Annotated in this window: 21 protein-coding genes; 13 read left to right on the forward strand and 8 right to left on the reverse strand. The window is 35.8% G+C overall.

The genetic code is table 11. From position 1 onward, the window contains the following. Window positions 1–6 precede the first annotated feature (6 nt). The gene (locus I5168_RS06755; protein WP_431471296.1) at window positions 7–2,145 is read right to left on the reverse strand and encodes a T9SS type A sorting domain-containing protein; all 2,139 of its coding nucleotides are present in this window, start codon (window positions 2,143–2,145) and stop codon (window positions 7–9) included. 178 nt (window positions 2,146–2,323) lie between these two features. On the opposite strand from I5168_RS06755, the gene I5168_RS06760 reads away from it, so the two are divergent. The 5 genes from I5168_RS06760 (at window position 2,324) to I5168_RS06780 (ending at window position 8,066) form a co-directional block, all read left to right on the forward strand. Then, window positions 2,324–3,103 (forward strand): enoyl-CoA hydratase-related protein, encoded by a 780-nt coding sequence (locus I5168_RS06760; RefSeq protein WP_338351020.1) that lies wholly within the window; start codon window positions 2,324–2,326, stop codon window positions 3,101–3,103. 128 nt (window positions 3,104–3,231) lie between these two features. Beyond that, window positions 3,232–3,885, forward strand: a complete 654-nt coding sequence (locus tag I5168_RS06765) for a DUF4331 family protein (protein WP_060524119.1) — start codon at window positions 3,232–3,234, stop codon at window positions 3,883–3,885. A 17-nt stretch (window positions 3,886–3,902) separates the two neighbouring features. After that, complete coding sequence (locus tag I5168_RS06770) at window positions 3,903–4,463, forward strand: DUF4331 family protein (RefSeq protein ID WP_060524122.1); 561 nt, start codon at window positions 3,903–3,905, stop codon at window positions 4,461–4,463. Between the two features lie 109 nt (window positions 4,464–4,572). After that, entirely contained in the window at window positions 4,573–5,850 is a 1,278-nt protein-coding gene (locus tag I5168_RS06775; protein WP_431471297.1) for a cell surface protein, read from the forward strand. Beyond that, on the forward strand, window positions 5,850–8,066 hold the full coding sequence (locus I5168_RS06780) for a TonB-dependent receptor (protein WP_431471298.1): 2,217 nt from the start codon (window positions 5,850–5,852) through the stop codon (window positions 8,064–8,066). The genes I5168_RS06775 and I5168_RS06780 overlap by 1 nt, the downstream gene beginning before the upstream one ends. Window positions 8,067–8,380: 314 nt before the next feature. On the opposite strand, the gene I5168_RS06785 is transcribed toward I5168_RS06780, so the two are convergent. The 5 genes from I5168_RS06785 to I5168_RS06805 all read right to left on the reverse strand — a co-directional run bounded on the left by I5168_RS06785 (window position 8,381) and on the right by I5168_RS06805 (window position 11,925). Beyond that, entirely contained in the window at window positions 8,381–9,175 is a 795-nt protein-coding gene (locus tag I5168_RS06785; RefSeq protein WP_431471299.1) for an anti-sigma factor domain-containing protein, read from the reverse strand. Further along, window positions 9,175–9,705, reverse strand: coding sequence for an RNA polymerase sigma factor (locus tag I5168_RS06790; RefSeq protein WP_060524130.1), 531 nt, complete (start codon window positions 9,703–9,705; stop codon window positions 9,175–9,177). Before I5168_RS06790 ends, I5168_RS06785 begins: the two co-directional genes overlap by 1 nt. 106 nt (window positions 9,706–9,811) lie before the next feature. After that, the gene (locus I5168_RS06795) at window positions 9,812–10,216 is read right to left on the reverse strand and encodes a PaaI family thioesterase (protein ID WP_338351016.1); all 405 of its coding nucleotides are present in this window, start codon (window positions 10,214–10,216) and stop codon (window positions 9,812–9,814) included. A gap of 3 nt (window positions 10,217–10,219) precedes the next feature. Continuing rightward, window positions 10,220–10,747, reverse strand: a complete 528-nt coding sequence (locus I5168_RS06800) for a DUF1697 domain-containing protein (protein ID WP_431471300.1) — start codon at window positions 10,745–10,747, stop codon at window positions 10,220–10,222. Then, window positions 10,747–11,925: a 3-hydroxyacyl-CoA dehydrogenase NAD-binding domain-containing protein gene (locus tag I5168_RS06805; protein WP_431471301.1), complete on the reverse strand. Its 1,179-nt coding sequence runs from the start codon at window positions 11,923–11,925 to the stop codon at window positions 10,747–10,749. The genes I5168_RS06800 and I5168_RS06805 overlap by 1 nt, the downstream gene beginning before the upstream one ends. A 121-nt stretch (window positions 11,926–12,046) precedes the next feature. Between I5168_RS06805 and I5168_RS06810 the strand changes: the two genes are divergently transcribed. Then, window positions 12,047–13,261, forward strand: coding sequence for an acetyl-CoA C-acyltransferase (locus tag I5168_RS06810; RefSeq protein ID WP_431471302.1), 1,215 nt, complete (start codon window positions 12,047–12,049; stop codon window positions 13,259–13,261). 53 nt (window positions 13,262–13,314) lie between these two features. Here the strand turns inward: I5168_RS06810 and I5168_RS06815 are convergent, their stop codons facing one another. Continuing rightward, window positions 13,315–14,070 carry a hypothetical protein gene (locus I5168_RS06815; RefSeq protein WP_431471303.1) on the reverse strand — a complete coding sequence of 252 codons (756 nt, stop codon included), beginning with the start codon at window positions 14,068–14,070 and terminating at the stop codon, window positions 13,315–13,317. Window positions 14,071–14,102: 32 nt separating this feature from the next. Continuing rightward, the gene (locus I5168_RS06820; RefSeq protein WP_431471304.1) at window positions 14,103–14,888 is read right to left on the reverse strand and encodes a hypothetical protein; all 786 of its coding nucleotides are present in this window, start codon (window positions 14,886–14,888) and stop codon (window positions 14,103–14,105) included. Window positions 14,889–15,166: 278 nt separating this feature from the next. On the opposite strand from I5168_RS06820, the gene paaZ reads away from it, so the two are divergent. The 7 genes from paaZ (at window position 15,167) to ftsY (ending at window position 25,823) form a co-directional block, all read left to right on the forward strand. Continuing rightward, the gene (gene paaZ, locus I5168_RS06825) at window positions 15,167–17,704 is read left to right on the forward strand and encodes a phenylacetic acid degradation bifunctional protein PaaZ (protein WP_167342401.1); all 2,538 of its coding nucleotides are present in this window, start codon (window positions 15,167–15,169) and stop codon (window positions 17,702–17,704) included. Window positions 17,705–17,896: 192 nt separating this feature from the next. Continuing rightward, complete coding sequence (locus tag I5168_RS06830) at window positions 17,897–18,757, forward strand: OmpA/MotB family protein (protein WP_167342400.1); 861 nt, start codon at window positions 17,897–17,899, stop codon at window positions 18,755–18,757. A 123-nt stretch (window positions 18,758–18,880) separates the two neighbouring features. Then, window positions 18,881–19,633 (forward strand): enoyl-CoA hydratase/isomerase family protein, encoded by a 753-nt coding sequence (locus tag I5168_RS06835; RefSeq protein WP_060524157.1) that lies wholly within the window; start codon window positions 18,881–18,883, stop codon window positions 19,631–19,633. Between the two features lie 11 nt (window positions 19,634–19,644). Beyond that, window positions 19,645–20,856 carry a S41 family peptidase gene (locus I5168_RS06840; RefSeq protein ID WP_167342399.1) on the forward strand — a complete coding sequence of 404 codons (1,212 nt, stop codon included), beginning with the start codon at window positions 19,645–19,647 and terminating at the stop codon, window positions 20,854–20,856. A 307-nt stretch (window positions 20,857–21,163) separates the two neighbouring features. Further along, window positions 21,164–24,115, forward strand: coding sequence for a hypothetical protein (locus I5168_RS06845; RefSeq protein ID WP_431471305.1), 2,952 nt, complete (start codon window positions 21,164–21,166; stop codon window positions 24,113–24,115). Window positions 24,116–24,168: 53 nt separating this feature from the next. After that, complete coding sequence (locus I5168_RS06850) at window positions 24,169–24,768, forward strand: transferase hexapeptide repeat family protein (RefSeq protein WP_431471306.1); 600 nt, start codon at window positions 24,169–24,171, stop codon at window positions 24,766–24,768. 98 nt (window positions 24,769–24,866) lie between these two features. Further along, the gene (ftsY, locus tag I5168_RS06855; protein WP_105019494.1) at window positions 24,867–25,823 is read left to right on the forward strand and encodes a signal recognition particle-docking protein FtsY; all 957 of its coding nucleotides are present in this window, start codon (window positions 24,867–24,869) and stop codon (window positions 25,821–25,823) included. Window positions 25,824–25,873: the final 50 nt, after the last annotated feature.

Below are 25,873 nucleotides of genomic sequence, written 5' to 3' on the forward strand. Positions count from 1 at the left end.
AGAGGTTTATTCTTTAACTAATTTAATAACGGCAGACCTACCGTTACCGATAACTTTCAAAAAAAAGATTCCTGGAGAAAGGTTATTTAGTTTTATGACACCTTCATGGTACTCGCCACTGTATAATAGTATACCTGTTACCCCAAATAACTCAAATTTTCCATTTTCTAATTGTGAAATGTGTAATTCATTATGGTTATTTATAGGATTGGGATATACAGTAACAATTTCTCTAGAATCATTAATCGACGCTGAAGAATCAAATGTGCTGGTCCATTCTTCAGTAAAAACAGCGGGATTATAATCAAAGAAAATTCTTGCTTGGGCACTAATAACATCACCTACTGAAAAACCAGCACGAGGTTTAATACGGTATTTTATATAGCCTTGACTAGCTTGTTCATCTACCGATTGTGGAACTAGTTGAATATTATCAAAATACCAGTCTAATTCGTTACCAATTATAGTATAAGTATAATTATGACTACTAGAAAGCATTTCTAGTGTCGTTAAATCAAGCATAGCATCTACCGAGGACAAAATTCGTACAAATTGGGCATTTGCAGTTCCTTCATTTTGAAACCGTATGGTGTATTCTAAAAAATCACTGGTAGAAAATAAATTTATAGGAATTGAAGGACCTCTTATTTCAGTAATATCGTTAGGATCATATGAAGCAATTACACTAACATCAATGTTTTGAGTGTTGTTACCAGTGTCTACATCTATAGATGTGGGTAATATAGTAGAATTATGAGTGAAAACATCTCCTATTTGTACACCTGTGATTGGCGTGTCCATAACTACATCTATCTCTTTTTGAGAAAAATAGGGTATGGAGTAATTCATAATAAACCCAGAAGTTGTTGCCGTAGCAACTCCATTCACCAATAAGTCATTGCCATTTTGATCAAACACATTTAGAATACTTGCGTTTGGATCTGCAGTGAATTGTAAATTACCTGTGCTTATTCCAGGGCTGCGGTTGTCAATTGTAATTCTACATCTACTGGCAAACCCTGGATTTGGTGATGCCACATTTGTTAGGTATACAGCAGTGTCTCTATTGGAACTAGAATTTTCTGTCAGGGCAAGTGGAGCGTAAAATGTTTGATTGATCGTCGTGGTAATATCGTCGTAATCTGGTGTTGTTATAGTGTAAAAACTTGAATTGTTGGTAAGTATAGCTTTGACATCGTTCAATTGGATCCCTGGATTACTATCAAAGCGTCTTACAATACCATCATTACCAGAGTTAATTATCAAAGCACTAGTTGGATCATTATCTTTAATAAATTCAAAATCGACATATGGGACATTGACTTCGTTTGTGTCACGCATACCATTGTTATTTTCATCTAAAAAGGCACTTGCCTCTATGGTGCCAAAATCTGATGACACAAAACCGTGGCTCATATTAAAATTAAAGGCAAGAGTACCGTTAGGGATAAAGGGATTATCACCATCTGTAAGTTGATAGGTACGTGTACTATTTGCAGGTAGTGAATTAACGTCTATGATGGCACCGTAAGTGAAATTACCTGTACTATTATTCTGTAGAAAACTATTATCAAAATACCACCATCCAGTTTCATTTGTCATCAAAAAATCTGTATTACCAGCACTATCATATAAATTTATCCTTACCTGTGGTAAGAATGTATCTATTCCTGCATCGTATTGACCGTTCAAATTGTCGTCAATATAAATCACACCATAACTAGGTGATTCTAAAACAAAATAATCAGTTGGACCATCATCCATACTGTTTCCTTGAAAATCTCTACCGTCAGAAAGTTCTGTAATTGTAGTAGTTCCATCACTAGCAGTAAGAGTAGCTTGAGTGTTGCGCAATCCTATTCCTGCATAATTGTCTCCAGACAATGGTATACGACCTGTTAAATATACCTGAATACCAGGTGGCAAGGTAGATGGAGTGACCACTACATTCTGTAAAACTGCATCGGGATGATTGATCGTGACATTAGTATAGGTTGCTGTAGGAGATAAATTTGATATATAGTAAGTAACATCTGCATATCCACCCATCGGCCCATTACTCACCACTAATTCAAAATCTATATCGCCTTGTTGTGAAAATCCTAAAGCGCTCCATAGCACTATTATGACAGAGAAGTATTTCATGGCTGGTAGTTTGTTTGAAAATATAAAAGATTTTGAACTCTTCGATTAACTTAGAGTTAAATCTACATCGATTTTAATTCCGCTTTCGCGAAAGCGTACTAACCATTAACTTTACATAAATTAATAATCATTTATTCATCAACCCAGGTTTAGCCCTAGGTAGAAATACATAAAACATATGTCAAACAGTATTTTGCTTCAAATTGAAAACAATATCGCCACCATAACTCTTAATAGACCCAAGGTTTTTAATTCTTTTAATAAAGAAATGGCCCATGCGATGCAAGATGCTTTGGATCGTTGTAAAGAAGATGATGTGCGTGCTGTAATGATTGTTGGAGAAGGGAAAGCTTTTTGTGCTGGTCAAGACATTCAAGAGATTACTGATCCAGAACTTAATCCTGGTTTTAAAGCTATACTAGACGACCATTATAATCCTATCGTGATTAAGATACGTGAACTAGAAAAACCTGTTGTAGCTGCAGTAAATGGTGTTGCTGCTGGTGCTGGAGCAAACATCGCATTGTGTTGTGATGTGGTAATTGCGACAGAAAGTGCTGCGTTTATTCAAGCATTTAGTAAAATAGGGTTAATTCCAGATAGTGCTGGGACCTGGTTCTTACCACGATTAATTGGTTTTGGTAAGGCGAGTGCTATCGCTATGCTAGCCGATAAAATTACCGCAAACGAGGCTGAACAAATGGGTATGATTTATAAAGCGATAAAAGATGATGAGTTTTTAGCTTTCGCGAAAGCTAAAACAGAAAAACTAGCAAACCTACCTACCATTGCCCTGGCTAATACAAAGAAAGCATTCAACGCAAGTTATTCAAACAACGTTGAACAACAATTAGCCTTAGAAAGTAAACTTCAAATTGAAAGCGCACAAACCGAGGATTACAAAGAAGGTGTTGCAGCTTTTATGGAAAAACGCAGTCCAAAGTTCAAAGGAAATTAATATAAAAACGAACCTATTAGTCTGTAAAATAGTGCTTTAATATGGTTTAATAAAACTTTAACAAAACCACTTTTCATAAGTTGACGTAAATAGAATTGAGAGCCGATTAACTTTTAATTCTCACACTTATGAAAAAAAATAAATTTTACTTACTATTTGCCGCTATGGCAATCGTAGGTCTAGTCGTGATCGCAGCAGATCATATTGACGCGCCTGCAGTACAAGGTGGTACAAGTGATATCACCGATTTTTATGCCTTCCAAGGTGAAAACTCTAATAACATTGCATTTGTTGCAAATGTGCAAGGGTTGTTATCGCCAAATGCAACTGGAGCAGCATCTTTTGATGAAAACGTGTTAGTTGAATTCAACATTGATACCGATGATGATAATGTTGAAGATCTAGTAATACAAGCTATTCCAAAGGATGGGCAAATGTATGTTTTTGGTCCAGATGCTCCTATGGGAACTGGTCTTAACAGTAGTATTCTTACCAATTCAAACAATCAACTAGTAGTGGATATTACGCCGTATGGTCAAAATGCTATTGTTGAAAGTTCAAATGGAATGATGGCGTTTGCAGGTCCTAGAGATGATCCTTTTTTCATGGATTTTGCTCAATATGGCGAGATCATCGCCGGAAATGCTACAAGTTTTAATAATCCTGGTACTGACACCTTTGCTGGTACTAATGTAATGTCAATTGTAGTTGAGGTGCCTAAGTCTATGATAGGTGGATCAGGAACTATCAATACTTGGGTAGAGACTAAAAGAAAACAATAACCTTAAAACGAATTAATATGAAATCTAATATTTTTAAGATATCGATTCTAGTTGTCTCTTTAGCTTTTACAGCTGTTAGTTGTAGTGACGACGACGATATAAATACAACTCCACAAGGACCAGATTTTTCTGGAACATTTGTACAACAAGATCAAATGGGAAGACCAGCGGTTAATACTGTCTTTGTGTCTTCTGGAATGAAAGATAATTTTAATACCACAATTCCATCTAATCAAAATGCAATGTTTCAAACGATGTTTGAAAACAATCTTACTGGATTGAGTCCGGCCTTTGCAAATCCTGGTGATCAAAATGCTTTAGGACAAGATGCTGCTGCCTTTACAGGTTTACTTGCTACAGATGTCCTTAATGTATCACTAGATGGGACTACAACCTTTTTTGATGGGACTAATGTATTAACGGGTCGTGCTTTAACTGATGATGTTATTACAGTAGAACTTTTATTGATTTTTGGAGGTGAAGATTTTTCTGAAAATCCTGGTTTATCAAATGACAATGTTGATGCTAATGATAAACAATTTGATAGTTCTTTCCCTTACCTAGCTTCACCTTGGTAGGTGAGTAGCTAGTTGATATCTATTCCCCATTTACTTAGAGGCGAGTTTTTTAAAGGTTCTCTTAATGAAAAGCTCGTCTCTTAATATTAAAAATCTTAAAAACCTAAAAATGAAAATTACTATTTACTCATTGCTCGCAATGTTACTCGCCATGTCTATAAGTTGTGAAAACACCTTCAAAACTGGTGACGAATATGCAGAGTATCTTAACCAAACACCAGATTTAAAGTCGCAACTTGAAGATGCACTATTCTGGACTAACAAAATAAATGAAACACCTAATCAACATCCTTATTACGTAAAAAGAGCAAATGTCTATTCTAGTCTATTTGATCTCACTGCAAAAATTGAATATCTAAAATTAGCAGAGGCTGATTTGAATCAAGCTGTTGAATTAACACAAAATAGAGAACCGGGCTACTTAAGATCCTTAGCTTCAAATTACATATCTCAACATCGCTTTAAAGAAGCTCTAACGTTATTGGAAGATGCAGAAAATATAGGAGATGGTCTTTTAGCTACTCAAAAAATGTTATTTGATGTCCATTTGGAACTAGGAAACTATTCTCTAGCAGAAAAACAGTTAGATGCCATAAGAAACGATGGTGGATTTGATTACTTTATAAGAGTAGCAAAATGGGAAGATCATAAGGGTAATTTGGATAATGCTATTTTTAATATGGAAAAGGCTACCAAAATTGCAGAATCCTCAAACTTGTCTTCTCTCAAATATTGGTCCTATACAAATCTTGCGGATTTTTATGGTCATGCTGGTGAAATAGAAAAAAGTTATAATCATTACTTAAAAGCATTAGAGTTAAAGCCAGAGGATGCCTATGCTAAAAAAGGTATCGCGTGGATATTATATTCCCATGAAAATAAAGTGTCCGATGCAAATGATATTATAGATCATTGTTTGTCCTACTATAAGTCTCCGGATTTGTATCTATTAAAAGCCGAAATTTCTGAATACTCAGGTAATGCAGTTGAAAAAGAAACAGCATTAAACCAATATAAATTGTTAACTAAAGATGACAATTATGGTGATATGTATAATGCTTATGACATCGCAATTTTTATTGATGAGGTTAAACAACCAGAGGTTGCTCTAGAAATAGCAAAAATTGAAGTAGCAAACAGACCAACTCCTATGGCATATGATTTACTTGCCTGGAGTTATTATAATCTTGGAGAAACAGAAAAAGCTATTGCAATAATTGATGACAAGGTGTATGGTAAAACTTTTGAACCATTGGCATTATTACACATGGCTAAAATTTATAAAAATGTTAACCGTGCAGAAATTGTTCAAGAAATGAAAAAAGAATTACTTGCGAGCTCATATGAATTAGGACCTGTGACAACTTCTAAGATTAAAACTTTATAATGAAAAACGCCTTTTTTTTAGCTACATTTTTAATAAGCTCCTTATTGCATGCACAACAGTTTTCAGGAACAGTTGTATCAGAATTTAATCAACCATTACAGGATGTTTATATAGAAAACCAACGAACCCAAGAACACACTCATAGTAATGAATTAGGTAGGTTCGAATTATTGAATACAAGAATTGGAGATACTGTCATGTATAGGTCTTTAGGTTATTCTACCCAACTATTAGAAGTTGAAACCATGTTGGATAATAAAATTGTTTTGAAGTTGAAACCAGTAGAGCTTAAGGAACTGGTTGTAGCCTCTCAAAAGAATCTTACTTCCACAGTTTCCAAAATAGATCTTGAAATTGCACCTGTAACATCATCTCAAGAAATCTTAAGGAAAGTACCAGGTCTTTTCATTGGTCAACACGCTGGTGGTGGTAAAGCTGAACAAATTTTCTTACGTGGATTTGATATTGACCATGGAACTGATGTGGCAATCGATGTGGATGGCATGCCTGTGAATATGGTATCACATGCTCATGGACAAGGTTATAGCGACCTTCATTTTTTAATTCCAGAAACGATAGATGTTATTGACTTTGGTAAAGGCGCGTATTATGCTGATAAAGGAGATTTCAATACAGCTGGATATGTAAGTTTTAAAACCAAAGATTATTTACAAAAGAATAGTTTGAGCCTGAGTCTTGGACAATTTAATACACTGAGAACAGTCGGTATGTTTAACCTCTTAGATAAAAAGAGCACTGATAATGCTTATCTAGCTGTAGAATACCTAGAGAGTGATGGTCCATTCGAATCTCCACAAAATTTTAATAGAATCAATTTATTTACAAAGTATATTAAGAATCTAGCTTCAGGAGATCGAGTAGAACTTACGGCTTCTCATTTCACAAGCCGTTGGGATGCATCTGGTCAAATTCCTCAACGAGCAGTTGATAGAGGACTTATTACACGTTTTGGTGCAATAGATGATACGGAAGGTGGTGATACTTCAAGAACTAATTTCAATATAAGTTTCCAGTCAATTCTTTCGGAAAACACAACCTTAACCGCAAATGCTTTTTATTCTAATTATACTTTTGAACTTTTCTCAAACTTTACTTTCTTTTTAGAGGATCCTATTAATGGTGATCAGATTAAACAACGTGAGAATCGTGATATATATGGTATAAATACAAAGTTTAACTACAACCAGAATTTCTCAAACTTTGATCTTGATTTGAGTTATGGTTTTAGTTTAAGGCACGATGTTAATAATGATGTTGAATTATCCAGAACAGCAAACAGAAAAACAACTCTTGAAGTGTTACAGTTAGGTGATATTAATCAAACCAATACAAGTGCCTATGTAGAAGCAATGTTGGATTTTGGTAAGTTTAAAATTCAGCCAGGTGTGAGATTGGATCATTTCAATTTCTTATATAACGATCAGTTACAAGAAAATTATGAAACCCAATCTGAAACTGAAACCCTTCTTAATCCAAAACTAAATTTATACTATACTATAAACAATGATTTTCAAGTTTACGCTAAATCTGGTTTAGGATTTCATTCTAATGATGCCCGAGTAGTTGTAGCTAATCAAGGTGAAGAAATATTACCAAGATCCTATAACGCGGATTTAGGATTGACCTGGAAACCTGCACCTAGGTTATTAGTAGAAGGCGCTTTGTGGTATTTGTTTTTAGAACAAGAGTTTGTGTATGTTGGTGATGCCGGGATAGTTGAGCCTAGTGGAAAAACAAGAAGATACGGGATTGATTTAAGTACTAGATACCAATTAAACGATTGGCTTTTTCTAAATGCAGATGCAACTTATACTAAAGCAAGAGCTATTGATGAACTTGATGGAGAGGATTTTATTCCTTTGGCTCCTGACTTTACATTGGTCTCTGGTTTATACTTTAAGGATATTAAAAATTTCTCAGGTGGCCTGCAAATGAGATACATCGATGATAGGCCAGCAAATGAAGACAACACTATCATAGCCGAAGGTTATACAGTGTTTGACTTAAATGTGTCTTATGAGTTTAATAAGCTCACACTTGGAGTTAGAGTAGAAAATCTATTTGATATTGATTGGAATGAGGCGCAGTTTGCTACTGAATCTCGTTTAAGAAATGAATCTGCGAGTACAGAAGAATTACATTTTACTCCAGGCACACCTTTTTATATAAGAGGTATTGCTACATACACATTTTAAAACCTTTATATGTTTAGAATATACTGATTACTAGCCGATGGTTTGATTGAGATAATTTTAAGGTTTTTATTTTCTAATTGTAATAGTTAATTGGTTAGTTAGTTGGTTGAAAAAGCGCTCGTATATTGAATACGGGCGTTTTTGATTTCAATTAATGTTATTAAAAAGAATTCACTGAACTAGTTTAAACGGAATCTTCAAATTTGATATAAGAAAGTTCAATAGCTGGACAAGGCAATTAATAAATTAGTCCTTAAACGAAGGAGAAAAATTTACTTTAAGAAGAATTATAGAATTAATGAAAAATGAACCCTTTAAGGATTTGAATTTACTACTCCTAGAGTATGTAGTTGGTCCATAGTAGGAGATTCACTTCCGCCTTTTGGTTCTAGAGTTATCCCAAAAGCTTCACTACTATATTCATTTTCAAACTTAAATAGTTTGTCTTCATCATCATTGAAACTGTCAATAGTTCCTAAACTAGTCGGAGTAAGCGGATTTAAAGTTAAAGACCATATTTGCCATACTTTACCTGTTGGAGTTTCTGGTAGGCCAGAACCGTCAATATAAATAGAATTATCTTCCTTATTCCAGTATACCTTAGCATAAGAGTCGGCAAAATTACCTTGACCTCCTAAAGGTATAGTAATGACGTCTTTACTTCTTATAGCATCTAAGGTATTTTGTGTTTGAACTAGAGCTTCATGAGAGTCTTCAAACTTAATTTCAAGAATTCGATTTTCTCTCTCTGTTAGTTCTAATTCGCCTTGTAAATCAACTTTGGACTGATAATTATAAACTAAGCCAGCTGCTAATAAAATACTTGCTGCCCAACCGGTATAGGTAACCCAATTATATCTAGTTTTTAACGGTATTACTCTTTTATCGTTTGAGTTTACATGATTTAAAATATTGTTGAAGGAAACTGTTCCTGGAGCTACTGATGCCGTTAATAGCAAAATCGCTTTTTCAATTTCTTCAACTTCTTTTTTAATTTCAGGATGTTCATACATCATCTCATGAACTTCTTGATTTTCCTGTTCACTAAGTTTCCCAGCTACATATAGCTCAAGAATTCCAGATTCTATGTATTCTTTAACATCCTTCATTATAATACCATATCGCGTAATTGTTTGATGCAATTACGATTCCTAGTTTTAATCGTCCCAATAGGATTGCCTAATTCTTCAGCGGCTTCTTTATGAGTGAAACCTTTAAAATAAAGTAATTCTATAAGTTGTTTACAAGTTTCACCAAGGGCTTTTACATAATTTTTGATGCCTATAGCGTCCGTCTTGTTATCCAGATTTTCATTGTCTGGTATAATATCTACGAATAAACTAGAGTCTAGGTTTTTACGTGATTGTTTAAAAGCTTTGGATCTTGTCTTATCAATTGCGCTATTACGCGCTATATTAAGCATCCAGGTGAAAAACCTTCCTTTTTTAGAATTGTAAGTTTCTGCGTTGTTCCAGGCTTTTAAGAATGAATCCTGTAAAAGCTCAGTCGCCATTTCTTCATTTCTCACGATATTCATGATGACACCATAGATACTATCGCTATACATTTCGTATAGCTTTTCAAAAGCATCAACCTCTTTATTTTTAAATCTTGTTATAAGATTATCTAGTGATGTCATTAATTCAATTTACCGGTAATGTGTAAAAATAGAAAAACTTAGTGGTATTGCATATTTGGATACTCAATAAGTTTATTTTTCTAAGTTATTTCTTAACAAATATGATTTATTCCCAATTCTTATTGGTGCGGTAAACTACTCCTTTAAATAACGCAACTAAAGTTTTGCCCTTGTAAACCTCAACAATATTGAAACCTACTTTATTTCTTGTCTCATTAAGAGTGCAAGTTGCTATCAAATAATCACCTGCTTCTAGTGCTTCAATATGATTGATACTAGTTTCAATAGAGACCGCATACTTGCCATGTGTATTTGCAGTAAAACCAAAACAACTATCTGCCAAGGAGTAGGTAATGCCACCGTGAGCTTTACCCATGCTATTAAGCATTTCGGGTCTTACAGTCATTCCCAATGTAACTTTGCCTACCTCACATTCTAAAATCTCGATACCTAACCATTGTGAAAAAGGATCTAGACTAAGCATTTTTTTAGGTATTTCTTTTCCGTCCATATTCTACAGTGTTGATAATTTCAAAGTGGTGTTATAATTTCTCATAGTCGAAGAAACTTTGAGTTTCTTCTCCATAAAATGGTTAGTCAATTTTGTTTTACCAAACCCGATAGTGCAGTAAAAAAATATGATATTTTCTGTTATTTTGATGAACTCCTTTTCATTAGAAAAAGACTCCAATAATTCACAATTTTCCTTACTGGGGTATTCATCAAGAAATCCAAAAGACATGAATTTTTTCTCTACCTCACATAGCTTTTTAAATGGATTAGAATCTAATATTTCTATAATATTAGCTTGTTCAAAAACTACTACAGGAATGTTCAGGTTAAAATTTTGAGATATAGTGTTTGATATGAGAGTAGAACATTCTGTACTGCTAAAATCAGAATCAAAGACAATGTTTCCAGATTGTATGTATGTCACTAAGTTATCAATAGGAAGAAAGCTTAAAGCTTTCCTCAATTCAGCCATTGGAAGTTTGTTTTTGCCGCCTACATTAACACCTCTTAATAAACCTACGTATCTCATTAAATATCAAATTGCTTACCGTGCTCATTCAATCTTCTTAATAGAGGTGAACAACGGTAACGGTCCTCACGATACAGATCGTATAACGAGTCTAATTGATTTACACACCATGAAATTCCTTTTTCATTAGCCCATGATAGTAGTCCTTTAGGGTAATTAACGCCTTTAGTCATGGCGGTATCAATATCAGTAGCGTTTGCTATATTTAAAAACAAAGCATCGGCAGCTTCATTAATAAGCATGACAAGGATTCTATCTTGAATATTCTCGATGAGTTTTGTCTCTTTGTTTGGTTGTTGTTTTCCATAGAAATTAGCGGCTTCATCATTTTTATAATCATAAAAACCTCTACCACTTTTCCGGCCTAACCATCCAGCTTCAACTAATCTTTTTTGAGAAAAGTTAGGTTTGTATCTCGGGTCGTAATAGAAAGCCTTAAATACAGTCTCAGTCACTACATAATTTACATCATGGCCTATGAAATCTGTAAGCTCAAAAGGTCCCATTTTAAAACCTAAACCCTTTAAAGCGTAATCTATGGTAGGAATATCGGCAATGCCTTCTTCAAAAATTCTTATAGCTTCTCCGTAAAAAGGACGTGCTACGCGGTTAACGATAAAACCTGGTGTGTCTTTTGCTACTGCCACAACCTTACCCCATTCTTTAATAGTAGCAACACTAGTGTTTAAAGTTATTTCACTAGTTTGTACCGCTGGTATAACTTCTACCAATTTCATTAATGGAGCAGGATTGAAAAAATGAATACCTACACAACGATCAGGTTTGTCTAGTGATGCAGCAATACTCGCGATACTTAAACTACTGGTATTTGATGCGATGATACATGATTCAGAAACAGTTTTTTCAATAGTTTGAAAAACCTTTTTCTTAATGTCAATATTCTCTATAATGGCTTCTATGATGAGGTCTGCTTTCGCGAAAGCGGAGACAGCATCCACATACGTGATATTACTTAGAATTCGGTTTTTCTCATCTTCATCGATACGTCCTTTTTCTACCAATCGATTCATGATTTTTTCATGAGAGGCACGGGCATTATCCAGAGCATCTTGATTCGTATCAAAAAGTGCAACCGTGCATCCAGCGGTAGCTGCAACTTGTGCAATACCACGACCCATTGTTCCAGCACCTATTATTCCTACTGTCTTAATTTTCATAGATTAATTTTGATCTTCAAATTTAAGAGTTTGAGGATACATCTACCGAGTTTCTTATTTGTATTTTTGATGAAAATCATTTTACTTTTCCGCTTTCGCGAAAGCGTAATTTATATACTTTATGAAAAAAACATATATCATCGATGGTGTACGAACGCCAGTAGGAAATTACAAAGGAACGCTCTCAAAAGTACGTCCAGATGACATGGCGGCTCTTGTTATAAAAACTGTTGTTGACAGGAACTCTAGTATTCCAAAAGAAGCCTATGCCGATGTTATTATGGGATGTGCTAATCAAGCTGGTGAGGATAATCGTAATGTAGCACGTATGGCTGGATTACTTGCTGGATTGCCATGGAGCGTTCCAGGAGAAACAGTTAATAGATTATGTAGCTCTGGTTTAAGTAGTGTGGTACACGCTCATCGTGCTATTCAGACTGGTGATGGCGATGTGTTTGTATGCGGTGGTGTAGAAAATATGACACGTGGTCCTTACGTCATAGCAAAACCTAGTAGTGCTTTTGGTAATGACAGTAAGATGTATGATAGTAGTTTTGGCTGGAGATTTGTAAACCACAAAATGGCCGAAATGTATGGTGTGGATGGAATGGGAAATACAGCCGAAAATCTCGTAGAGAAATTTGGTATATCTCGTGAAGATCAAGATGCCTTTGCAGCATGGTCACAGCATAAAGCTACTGCTGCGCAACAAAATGGAAGACTTGCTAAAGAAATTGTAGCTGTTGAAATCCCGCAACGTAAAAAAGACCCAATTGTCTTTGATCAAGACGAATTTATAAAACCTACTACTTCCAAAGAAATACTTGCAAAGTTACGTCCAGCTTTCAAGAAAGAAGGTGGATCAGTGACTGCTGGAAATTCTAGCGGACTTAATGATGGTGCTGCTGCATTAGTTATTGCTAGTGAAGATGCTGTCAAGAAGTATGATTTAACGCCTAGAGCTCAAGTATTGAGTAGTGCTGTAGTAGGAGTAGAACCTCGTATAATGGGAATAGGACCTGTAGAAGCTAGTAATCGTGCGCTTGAAAAAGCAGGATTAACTATGAATGATATGGATGTTATAGAGTTAAATGAAGCATTTGCATCACAGGCATTAGCTTGCACTCGTTTATGGGGACTATCAGATGATGACCCTAGAATTAATCCTAATGGTGGAAGCATTGCTATCGGTCATCCACTTGGAATGACAGGAGCTAGGCTTGCAAATACCGCGGCGTTGGAATTACAACTTACCGGGAAACGCTATGCGCTTATTACCATGTGTGTAGGTGTAGGTCAAGGTTATGCGATGGTGATTGAGAATGCTAGTTTGTAAGGTAACTGTCTAAGTATCAAATCCTAGTTAAATTTTAAACTGGGGTTTGATAATTAATCTAATCTTTCAATAAAGATGCTCGAGGACCTTTCAGAGCGTAAATAAACTGTACCAGTATCTTGAGTACGTCTGGTTACTACAGTAATTTTATCCATGGCATTTAATTCAATAATTTCGGTGATACTAATGCTGCTATAATCTGGTGTAGAGCTATTTGCAGAAATCATTTCTTGACTGCGATAGATACCACCAGTTTGAGTGCCATTTATACGTAATGTAGATTCTACAGCTAGCAATGCTTGATTGCTATTACCAGAAAAGCCTTCTAACGATATATTGACAACAACCTTATACCTACCAGTTTGACCTACAGTCAAAGTTGTATTGCCAGATTCTTGATATACGGTTGCGTTGTCATTAAAATAAGTGCTAGTACATAATTGAGTAGTTGTCCAGCCTCCTGTATTTAAATTTTTGGAACTTGTGGAGAATAAAAGGTTTGTAAATTTTGCCATAGAGCCTACAACCCCAAAAATGGGTTCCCATTTACCGTCCTTGAAATAGTAGTAACCTTCACCAGTAGTAAGATTTGTATTGTAGACTATGGTCCCGTTTTCCGTACCTGTCGGAAGTGGATCTACTGTTTGTAAATCTAGGATATTTACTTTGGGGAAAAGTACACCGCTTGTTCCTGTAGAATCTTCTATGTGCAGGCTAGTTCCTGTGGCAGGATGACTGGTTCCTATACCTACTTGAGCATGAATTGGTAGGGGTAATAGGATTACTAATAAAACTGTAATTGTCTTCAAAAGAATAGGGATTAAGTTATGAGTTGAATGTTTTATCTGATTTTTTCTATTATAAATGCAGAGCCTTTTTTGTCTCGTTGATAAACAGCTGCAGTACCTTCTAGATTGGAACAATTAATAGAGATTTCATCATTTTCATCAAGATTTAAAATTTCTGAAAATGAAAGTGTACCATCATCATCACCGGTACCATTTCGATCCATCTCAGAACTTCGGTGAGAACTACCTTCAAACCTCAATGAATTCATCGAATCTTTTATTCGAATTCTTCCTTGTATGGATGAAGATCCTGCTGTGGCATCATCTTGTTCTAAACCTATAAAAACGGTGATTTTGTATCTGCCAGATTTTTTTACTTTAATTCTAGTTACACGATTATTAGCATCAGTTACTTGTTCAAAAAGATCTAGATTATCATTAAACACAACGCCATCCATAATTTCCACATCTACACCGGCAGTAGTATTAAGGTTAACATCGTTAGTCGTCTCTATATTTTTAAGATTCTGAAATTTCGCAGCTCTTTCAGAGAACAACTGTAAAGGCGCCCATACAAAGCCAGTCCAATAAAAAAATCCTTGACCAGTGAAGGAGTTAATGTTATAAACCATGGTTCCTACATGTGTGCCTGTAGGTAAAGGATCTATGGTATTAAGATCAATGAGGTTAGCATCGGGTAGTTTTACACCTCTAATTCCGCTGGAATCATCTATGTGAAGAATAGTCCCAATTGCAGGATTAGTAGTGCCTATTCCTACTTGAGCCTGACCAAAAAAAGACAGTATGGAACACATTAATAATAACCACAGGAATTTCATTTCTCATTTTTTTTGCAAACGTATTGTACAGTCTAGGTTTACGAGTAAATGGATCATGCGGTTTTATTTAAATCTATAATCGGTATTATTCTTGGTTTAACAGTTTTATTTTCAATCAATAGTAAATCCAATTTCTTACAAAAAATTTAAAGAATTTAAATTAACTAACAAATGTTAGTCTTGTACTGTTATCATTTATTATTTTCGTAACAATCAATCATGCGAATTTTGAATTAAGGGCTTTATCATCTTTAAAAGCCTGATAACAACACGATATTATGATTTTACCTTCTTATATAAATGGACAATGGTTAACAGGAGATGATAGAAATGCTCGTAATATGTACGACGCTGTTACAGGTGACGTAATAGGCTTAACAAGTACAGAAGGGTTGGATATCGCTAGTGCCTTGCAATATGGTAGAGATAATGGTAAAATCCTTAGAGATATGACCTTTCAGCAGCGTGGTAATATGATTAAAAAACTGGCGCTTTATCTTACCAAGCGCAAGGAACAGTTTTACGAGATTAGTTACCGCACCGGTGCAACGAGAGTAGATAGCTGGATAGATATAGAAGGAGGATTTGGTAATCTATTTGCAAATGCCAGTTTGCGTAAACTCTTTCCAGACCAAAGTTATGCTGTAGAAGGTGAGCCTATTGATTTATCGCGTGGTGGACGCTTTATGGCACACCACCTTTTAGTACCTAAAAAAGGAGTAGCAGTTCATATCAACGCATTTAATTTCCCTGTTTGGGGAATGCTAGAGAAATGTGCCGTAAACTGGATGGCAGGAATGCCAGCAGTGGTATTACCAGCACCTCAAACAGCTTTCCTAACAGAGGCTGTAGTGCGTGAGATTATCAATAGCGGTATTTTACCAGAAGGATCACTGCAATTGTTATCTGGGCTTACTACAAGTATTTTGGACACTGTACAATCTCAAGATGTAGTCACCTTTACAGGTAGTGCTGCCACAGGTCGTAAACTTAAAAATCACAGCCAGCTTCTAGAAGAGAGTGTTCCATTTACAATGGAAGCAGATAGTTTAAATGCTTGTGTTTTGGGAGAAGATGCGGTTCCTGGAACAGTAGAATTTGACCTGTTTATTAAAGAAGTACGTAAAGAGATGACCGTAAAATGCGGCCAGAAATGTACTGCTATACGTCGCATTATCGTTCCAGAAAATCTGGTTGAAGATGTTCAGATCGCTTTAGGAAAGCAATTAAGTCGTACTGTTATAGGTGATCCTAAACTAAAGGAAACACGCATGGGTGCGTTAATTAATAATGATCAGCGTGATACAACCATCAGCCAAATTAAAAAACTAACCGAGACAGCAAACATCGTTTATGGTGATTTAGATAATGTTGAGGTTCATGGCGCCGATGCCCAAAAAGGCTCGTTCATGTCTCCAATTTTGTTGAGAGAAGACAACCCATTCAAAAACATTGCGGTTCACGAGATTGAGGCTTTTGGTCCTGTGAGTACCATCATGCCTTACAATGGGATTGAAGAGGCAATCGAGTTGGCTCAAATGGGTAAAGGTTCTCTGGTGAGCAGTGTGGTTACTGGTGATGACGCTTTCGCGAAAGCGTACACTGTAGAAGCTGCATCGCATCATGGAAGAATACTATGTTTAAATGCCGAAAGTGCCAAACAATCCACCGGACACGGATCACCGCTACCGTTATTAGTACACGGTGGTCCTGGTAGAGCAGGTGGCGGCGAGGAAATGGGCGGACTGCGCGGTATCAAACACTACATGCAACGTTGTGCGGTTCAAGGTAGCCCGACGACACTCACAGAAGTCACAGGAATATACCAACCTAATGGTGCGTACAAAGAAGCCGAAAAGCATCCTTTTGCCTATCATTATGAAGATATCAAACCTGGTATGAGTCTGCAAACGCACAAGCGTACTCTTACTGATACGGATATTCAAAACTTTGCTAATCTTACTTGGGACCATTTTTATGCCCATACAGATATCACCAGTTTAGATGGTAGCATTTTTAAAAAGCGCACAGCGCATGGTTACTTTATCATTAGTGCCGCTGCTGGTTTGTTCGTTTATCCTAATAAAGGCCCAGTAAGTGCCAATTATGGACTTGAAGATATTCGTTTTTTAAGACCGTTATACCACAACGATACGATTTATGTGCGATTAACTTGTAAAGAAAAACGCGAGCGCGATGTAAGCGGTCGTGAGCATCCTAGTGGTATCGTAAAATGGTATGTTGAGGTTTTTGACGCAGAGCCAGTTGATTATGAAAACGGTAAAACGGACGAAGAAGCACAAGCTCTCGTTGCGGTTGCGACTATTCTTACGATGGTAGAGAAAAAGCAAACAACATTTCCAGAAATCAATGAACGTTTTATGCGTTCCGCTTTCGCGAAAGCGAACCCAGAAACAAAACCATTATGGGGCAGCATGACCATGCAGCACATGGTCGAGCATCTAGAGCATGGTTACAGAATTGCTAGTGGTGAGATTCAAGATTTTGAAGTAGCAACACCAGAAAAATATCTAGAAAAAGTGGCAGCAACCTTATGGAATTATGAGAAAATGCCGCGTGATTTCAAGATGCCATTAATGAAACAAGATGGAAGCCTAGAGGAGCTACAACATGAAGACCTGGCAACCGCTATTGAAAAACTTTTTGAGGCTCGTAATGGGTACATAGATTACTTTAAGCGTAATCCAAAAGCTACTACAAAGAATGCTGTTTTTGGACCGCTTTCTAAATACGAATGGAGCTTGCTGGAGCGTAAACATGTAACACATCATTTGGAACAATTTGGACTGTTGTAAAGACTACGTGGTTCTTAAGTAACTCTTAATTTATACAATTAATTAACAATTGTATTAAATCAACGTATTGATTTTAAATAACTGTAAATCAACACATTGATTAGTGTTTATAAATTGTTTAACGACACTTTAAGCTTTTCTATATACTATTCGTTTGATCATCACATTATGTTGCTATCAAATAAATAAGTTATGATCAAGAAAATTTTTATTGCTACAGGAGTAGTTCTGTTAACAACGAGCTGTGTTTCAAAAAAGAAATACACCGAGCTAGAATCACAGTACAACACCACTGTATCTCAACTTCAAAAAACACGAGTTGAAAAAGAACAATTAGAAAATCGCATGAATGAAATAGAAATGCGAGTGGATCGATACAATGCCAAGATTGCTTCTCTCAAAACAGAGAAGGATGGGATGTTAGTTTCACAGGATAACGGTGATCTAGTTATGTCTGAAAACAATAAAAAAGCGATGAGGGCAACTTTGAAAGATGTGCCAGCGGCAAAACTAGCCGGAGCAACCACTTTAAAAGATTCTCTTAATGTCGCTATCGCTCACAATATGTCCAAAAAGCTTTCTGGTCTACCTGAAAATTCAGATTTAAATGTATCGGTTGATGAAACCGTTGTAATGATAGACATAGATGACGACATGTTATTTAAAGACAGTAGTTACAGAATAGGAAAAGATGCAGATGGTATTTTAAATCGAATTGCACAAGTAGTTAACAGTGAGCCATCGTTAGAAGTTCTTATAGTTGGTCATACAGATAGTAGAACAGTAAAAGAAGGAAGTTATATTAAAGACAATTGGGACCTGAGTACCGAGCGTAGCGCATCAATTGTAAGAAGATTAGAAAACAAATTTAATGTTTCGCCTGATCAATTAATTGTTGCAGGTCGAGGAAGTTATGATCCAGTAGTAGCAAATGATAGTAGAGAAAACATGGCTAAAAATAGACGTACACAAATCGTAATTATGCCTAATCTAGACAAATTTTTTGCTTTATTAGAAAGTGAAGTAGCGGCAGTAAATAGAACTAACGACTAATCGTTTAACAATAACAGGAAATGTTATGCCTCTTGTGTAAACAAGAGGCTTTTTTATGGTTATATCTTTATAAAAACGCCAAAGAAATCTTAGATTTGAATTACAAATAAAGTATTGAAAATTATGACCGCACCTTACGTAACATCTCAAACTGATAATGGGATTACAACTATTGAGTTTTTTCACCCAGCACACAATTCATTACCTAGTGATGTGCTTGCAAATCTTGCACAATCAATAGAAGACGCAGGTAAAGATGAAGAAGCCAAAGTGATAATTTTGAAGTCTGGTGGAGCGAGAACGTTTTGTGCAGGTGCCAGTTTTAAAGAATTGGTTGCAATTGAAAATAAGGAGCAAGGTCTGGAATTTTTTAGTGGTTTTGCTAATGTAATTAACGCCATGCGTAAATGTCCCAAATTTATCATTGGGCGTGTACAAGGAAAAACTGTTGGTGGTGGAGTAGGAGTAGCTGCTGCTACCGATTATTGTTTTGCCACTCAATATGCTGCTATAAAACTAAGTGAACTTAATATAGGTATAGGTCCTTTTGTAGTGGGGCCAGCAGTAGAGCGTAAATTAGGTTTAACCGGTATGAGCCAGATTGCTATTAATGCTAATGAATTCTATTCACCGCAATGGGCAAAAGATAACGGTTTATTTGCTCATGTTTATGAATCTACAGAAGAGATGGATGAGGCAGTTCTAAAATTTGCGCAACATCTAGCGACTTATAATCCAGATGCCATGGCCGAAATGAAAAAAATGTTTTGGACAGGTTGTGAAGACTGGGATACTTTATTGATCGATAGAGCTAAAATCTCTGGGCGATTAGTCTTGAGTGAATTTACTAAGGAAACATTAAAAAGGTTTAAGTAAATAATTTGGTAATGAGGGCAATTTATCTTTCTTTTCTTTTCGTTTTTACGGCTATCCTGAGTGGTAAGGCTCAAAACTGTGATTGTAAAACATCGCTGAATGAGTTTGCAGAAAAATACAAACAAACTATTTCTTATAAACAACAGACAAAGGATAGAAAGGTCGAGGAAGCTTATAAAGCTAAGTTAAATGTTCTATTAGCAGAAGTTGATTCAAACACTACTCACTGGGAATGTTTCATAAAAATTACAGATTTAAAAGATGTAATAAGAGATGAACATAGTAGAGTACGTGGTACTGGAATTTCTGATACCATAAACATTAAGAATTCTATTTTTTACAAAAATCTTCCGCGCTATCAAGGTGATTTAAATGCTCTTAAAACTGAACTCAACCAGAAGCCATTTGAAGATATTGAAGGCGTATATTATAGTGAAGGTTCCACCTTTGGGGTTGTGAAAGATCAAGATAAATACCTAGGAATATTATTAAAAACTCAAATGGACCATTGGGAACCAGGTATGCAGTTTTTTGAATTAATTCCTTCTCTGGGAGATAAGTTTAGGATATCCTTTATAAAATCCGATTTTTCACTGTTTGCAAGCTCTAGAGCAGAAAGAGTAGTTAACGGGAGATTCGTTTTCTACGGTATTTATAAAGATAAAACACAGCCATACCATTATAATGCACCAGAAAGTGATAGCCTTTATTATTACAAACCGTTAAATAAAAAGGTTGGTTATATGCGTATAGCTACGTTCAGTTGGGCCAATGATAACGTAGCAGTAGCAAATAAGTTTATAGATGATATTTTTCCAAATTTAGAAGTAAATCACCTTATCATCGATTTGCGCAATAATGGTGGTGGTACAGATCAAATAGGTAAACCATTGAGAAAGGCCATCAAAAAGTATGCAAAACGCAACAATATATATGTTCTTGTAAACGGTAAGTCTGGAAGCAATGCAGAACAAACAACTCATTTCATAGGTGAATTAATAAATGGTACAGTATTAGGTGACAGTTCCATGGGAGTAATTGCTTATGGTTTGAATTATGGAGATTTAATTTCAATAGGCGATAATTGTTATTCATTTTATTTGTCCGACCTAAAATTCAATGAGTTTTTTGAATTTGAAAGTAGAGGCGTTCCAGTTGATGTCAGACTAAAAAATGATGAGAACTGGATTGATCAAACCATAAAATTTATTGAAGGCTCGTAATTTTAAATAGAGCAGTTAAAGATTAAAGTTATTACTAAAGTTATCGTCTATGCATTTTCATCATTAATTCAAATTCATGGACTTGTAAATTCTTAAAATTGAAGGTCTTAGTTAACACTACATATTAATCTTTTGATTTTTAGGTTAATTGCATTTCGTTTTGGTAAAATATTGTAGTAAAAATTTTTAGTAAACGTCATTTTTTTTCTTCAAAAAACGTAGATAACCGAATATCTATGTAATGTATCGATTGTATTTTATTGAATAGTAGTGTTTTACGAAATTCACGAGTCCCAATCGATTTATTATGAAGACTTTGTACGTATTTTTTAGTTTTATTTTTTTAGGGTTAGTAGGTCTTTCACAAAACATAAACTATACTGCCAGGATAACAAGATTTCAAGGTAATGGTTGTGGCAATGACTTTGGATTTAACACTACAGAAGAATATACGGCATATGGATATCATAGAGATAACACAATAGCTGAAATTTCCAGTGGTTGCGTACAAATTGATGATAACGGAGCTTACAATAGAACTGGGACGTTCGCATCTAGAACTAGAAACAATGTTCCAGCTACACAAATAATTGGAAGAATAGATGCATGGGAAGATGATTCAGGTTCTAGATGTACCTATCAATCAGGCGATGACTGTAGAACTCAACAAACAAGCACATTCAACCTTACACCAGTAGAGTATCAGAATACAATTAGTAATCAAACAGTAGGTGATGTAGATCATCGAATGAATCTTTATTACTCTTATATATATTCTACGACTTCATTAACTTTGGCAACTGAAAACACTCAATCTACTTTAAATGGCGGTGGTACTCGACCTTTTTGGGGATCATTAGGTAGTTGGGCTTTTAGTGGTAGTGATTGTGCAGCTTCTGGTACCATAACACATAATCAAACTTCTTCCTTTAGTACTACAGTCTCTTGTCGATCGCAGGTAAGTTTTAGATGGCGTGTGAGTAGTGAGGCAAATTATGATTTTCTCGAAGTATATGTTAATGGTGTAAGAAGGCAACGTATAAGCGGGACAGTAGGATGGACATTGGTTACTTTACCGCTTGACTATGGAAATAATACTATAGAATGGCGCTATGTTAAGGATGGAAGTGTTTCAGTGGGAGAGGATCGCGGATTCGTTGATCAAATAAGCTTTACAGACGCTACTAGTTTGAATGCAGGAACGATTACAGGAGCTTCTTCTTATAATATAATTGCTAACACCGTGAACTTAAGTTCAACAAGTAACGCCGAAGCCTACAGTACCTCTGTTAATTATCAATGGCAGTGGAGTAACAATGGAGTTACGGGATGGGTAAATGTAGCAGGAGCATCGTCACTTTCTTATATTCCTCCTACAGGTCTTACCACTACTAGATATTATAGGCGACGCGCTCAAGATATTTGTGGAAATACTAGTTATTCTAATACTGTGATTATCCAAATACTTCCGCAATTTGTTTACGATTCTGGAAGTTGGGACCCTTATGACCCTGGATTATCAACTCCTATAGCAAGTAATAGTTCGCATTCAGTCATAGTTAGGGAAAACACAACTCAAACTAACTCTTTTACAACAGGAACCTTACTTATAGATCCAGGAGTTACCCTTACTACTTCTGGTGATGTAGGTATTGAGGTCACTGGACCTGTAAATCTTAATGGAGTATTAGATTTAGGATTAGATGGACAATTTGTACAAACTAACAGTTCAGTTTTAAATGTAGGGGCAAGTGGTGAATTGAGAAAATGGCGAGAAGGAAATCCTAACTTGTATAGGTATACTTATTGGGGTAGTCCTGTCTCAAATACTGGTTCATCTAGTAATGCAGGTTTTGATGTTTCAACTGTTATGAAAGATGGAACTACAGGAATCCCTCGAGATTTAAGTTTTACAAATACAAACACTCCAGATGGAATACCTGGTGATGCTACTAACGCAGCTACCATCTCAGGAAGATGGCTTTATGCTTTTAGGGATCAACCTGGGAATTATTCAAACTGGGAACAAATTTCACCGTCAACCAGTTTACTTGCTGGAGAAGGATTCACAATGAAAGGGACACATCTTTCCACAGGAGTACAACCTTTTATATTTCAAGGTATTCCAAATAACGGTAATATTAATTTGCCGATTACAGTTGGAAATATTTATTTAATTTCGAATCCATATCCTAGTGCTATTGATACTCATCAATTCTTGTTAGATAATCCAGACTTGGACGGTACTGTTTATTTTTGGGAACATTATGGAGGCAATTCTCACCTTTTAGCCGAATACCAAGGCGGATATGCAACCTATAATTTTTCAGGTGGTGTAGGTGCTCCATCCATTGCCACTCCGGCTAATGGTGTTTCAACATCAGGAACTGCAACTAAAACGCCAGGACGTTACATCCCAGTTGCGCAAGGATTTTTTGTAGAAACCGTTGGTAGCAATCCCATTAATTTTAATAATAATCAAAGAATTTTTGTCACAGAAACTTCTGGTCAAAGCGTATTTGTCAAAGCTGGTGGGACAGCCACTCTAGGTCCTCAACAACAGGATATAAGATCAAAAATTAGATTAGGATTTACTGGACTTTCAGGTGGGCACAGACAGTTATTATTAACAGTTGATCCATTATCATCAGATGGTGTTGATAAATATTATGATGGAAAAGCCTATGAATGGCTGTCAAATGACATGGCATTTGATTTAAATGGAGAGAACTATATGATTCAAGGTGTACCTAATATCGATAATAGTGATAGCTTACCTCTAATTGTAGAAATTAATGACGCAGGTAATTATACCATCGGAATCGATGAGCTTGAAAATTGGGATAGTAATCAAGATATTTATTTGTTCGATAGCTTACTCAATAATTATCATGATTTACGAAATGCAAGCGCAAACATACAATTAAATGCTGGTCAATATATAGGACGCTTTTCTATAAAATTTGAAAATACGACTCTTTCAATTGATGATTTTAATTCAATCAATGACATCCTTTCAATTTATCAGCCGTATGGTGAACAAAAAATTGTAATTCAATTACTAGATGACAATTATCAATTAGAGTCTGTAAACCTTTTGGATATCAATGGAAAAGCTATCGTTAACGTGAATTCTTCCACTTTAAAGAACAGCAGTCAGAATTGGGAAATAACCACTGCTAATATGGCAACCAGTACTTATATCCTTCAATTGAAGGTAAATGGTCGTTACTACACAGAAAAAGTAATTATCAATTAAACCTACGCATATATTTATTTGAGAAATTATCAGAGTTGGTTTAATTTAGCTTTATGTCATGTTATTCATTTAAAGGTCATATCCCAGTAGTTCACGAGAGTAGTTTTATTCATCCTCAAGCAACTGTCATAGGCAATGTTATCATAGGTAAAAATTGTTACGTAGGCCCTAGTGCGGTAATACGTGGTGACTGGGGTGAAATCATTTTGGAAGATGGTGTTAACGTACAAGAAAATTGTACGGTGCACATGTTTCCTGGTAAAAGTATCCGCTTTCGCGAAAGCGCACATGTAGGACACGGCGCGGTCATTCATGGAGCTAATTTAGGTCGCAATTGCTTAATTGGAATGAATAGTGTCATCATGGATGATGCTGTCATAGGCGATGAATGTATAGTAGGAGCTATGAGTTTTGTAAAGGCAGAATCTATTTTTGAACCGCGTAGTTTGATTGTCGGTAATCCTGCAAAAAAAATCAAAGACGTTAGTGATCAAATGATAGATTGGAAAACGGCAGGAACTAGATTGTACCAGCAATTGCCAAATGACTGTCACGATACAATGCGACAAGTGGAACCTTTAAGAGAATTACCTAAAAATAGACCTGTTCAAGAGGACTTTTATAAAACACTTCAAGAGATTAAAAAATCATAAAGCTAAATCAGCCATACAGGCTATTCTATAATTCCTAAAAAGAAGCACTTATTAACTCTATATACTTGTGTAACTTTGCATTTACCAATTAGCTACTAATGAGTTTTTTCAAAAAGATATTCAATAAAGAAAAAAAAGAAACTTTAGACAAAGGTCTTGAGAAATCAAAATCCAGTTTCTTTGATAAATTAGGTAAAGCCGTTGCAGGTAAATCAAAGGTAGATGAGGATGTTCTAGATGATCTAGAAGATGTACTTATATCTAGTGATGTAGGCGTGGCGACTACGGTAAAAATAATTGATCGTATTGAAGAACGAGTAGCTAGAGATAAGTACCTAGGCACCTCAGAACTTAATTCAATCCTGCGAGAAGAAATCGCTGGATTAATGAGCGAGGTCAATTATGGTGATGCCACAGACTTCACTATTCCAAACACTGATGGTCCATATGTTATCATGATTGTTGGAGTTAATGGTGTAGGAAAAACCACTACAATTGGAAAACTGGCACACCAGTTTAAACAAAAAGGTAAAAAGGTCGTACTAGGAGCAGGAGATACATTTAGAGCTGCTGCAGTCGATCAATTAGATATTTGGGCAAATAGAGTAGGAGTAGAGATTGTAAAACAAGCGATGGGTAGTGATCCTGCCAGTGTTGCTTTTGATACCCTACAAAGTGCCGTAGCTCAAAATGCTGATGTGGTTTTACTAGATACCGCTGGACGACTGCACAATAAGGTCAACCTGATGAACGAGCTCAGTAAAATTAAACGAGTTATGCAAAAGGTGCTGCCTAATGCGCCTCACGACGTCATGCTCGTCTTGGACGGGTCAACCGGTCAAAATGCTTTTGAGCAGGCAAAACAATTCACCGCTGCTACCGAGGTTACTTCACTTGCTGTTACTAAGTTAGATGGTACTGCAAAAGGTGGTGTGGTAATAGGTATTTCAGATCAATTTCAAATACCCGTGCGCTATATAGGTGTAGGTGAAGGCATGGATGATTTACAAGTCTTCAATAAAGTTGAGTTTGTAGATAGCTTCTTTAAACAGTAACTACATTCAAAACATCTTGTTTATCGATAGTTTGCTATTTTTAAGCAAAT

The sequence above is a fragment of the Nonlabens sp. SCSIO 43208 genome, from assembly GCF_050703575.1.
GTDB lineage: Bacteria > Bacteroidota > Bacteroidia > Flavobacteriales > Flavobacteriaceae > Nonlabens > Nonlabens tegetincola.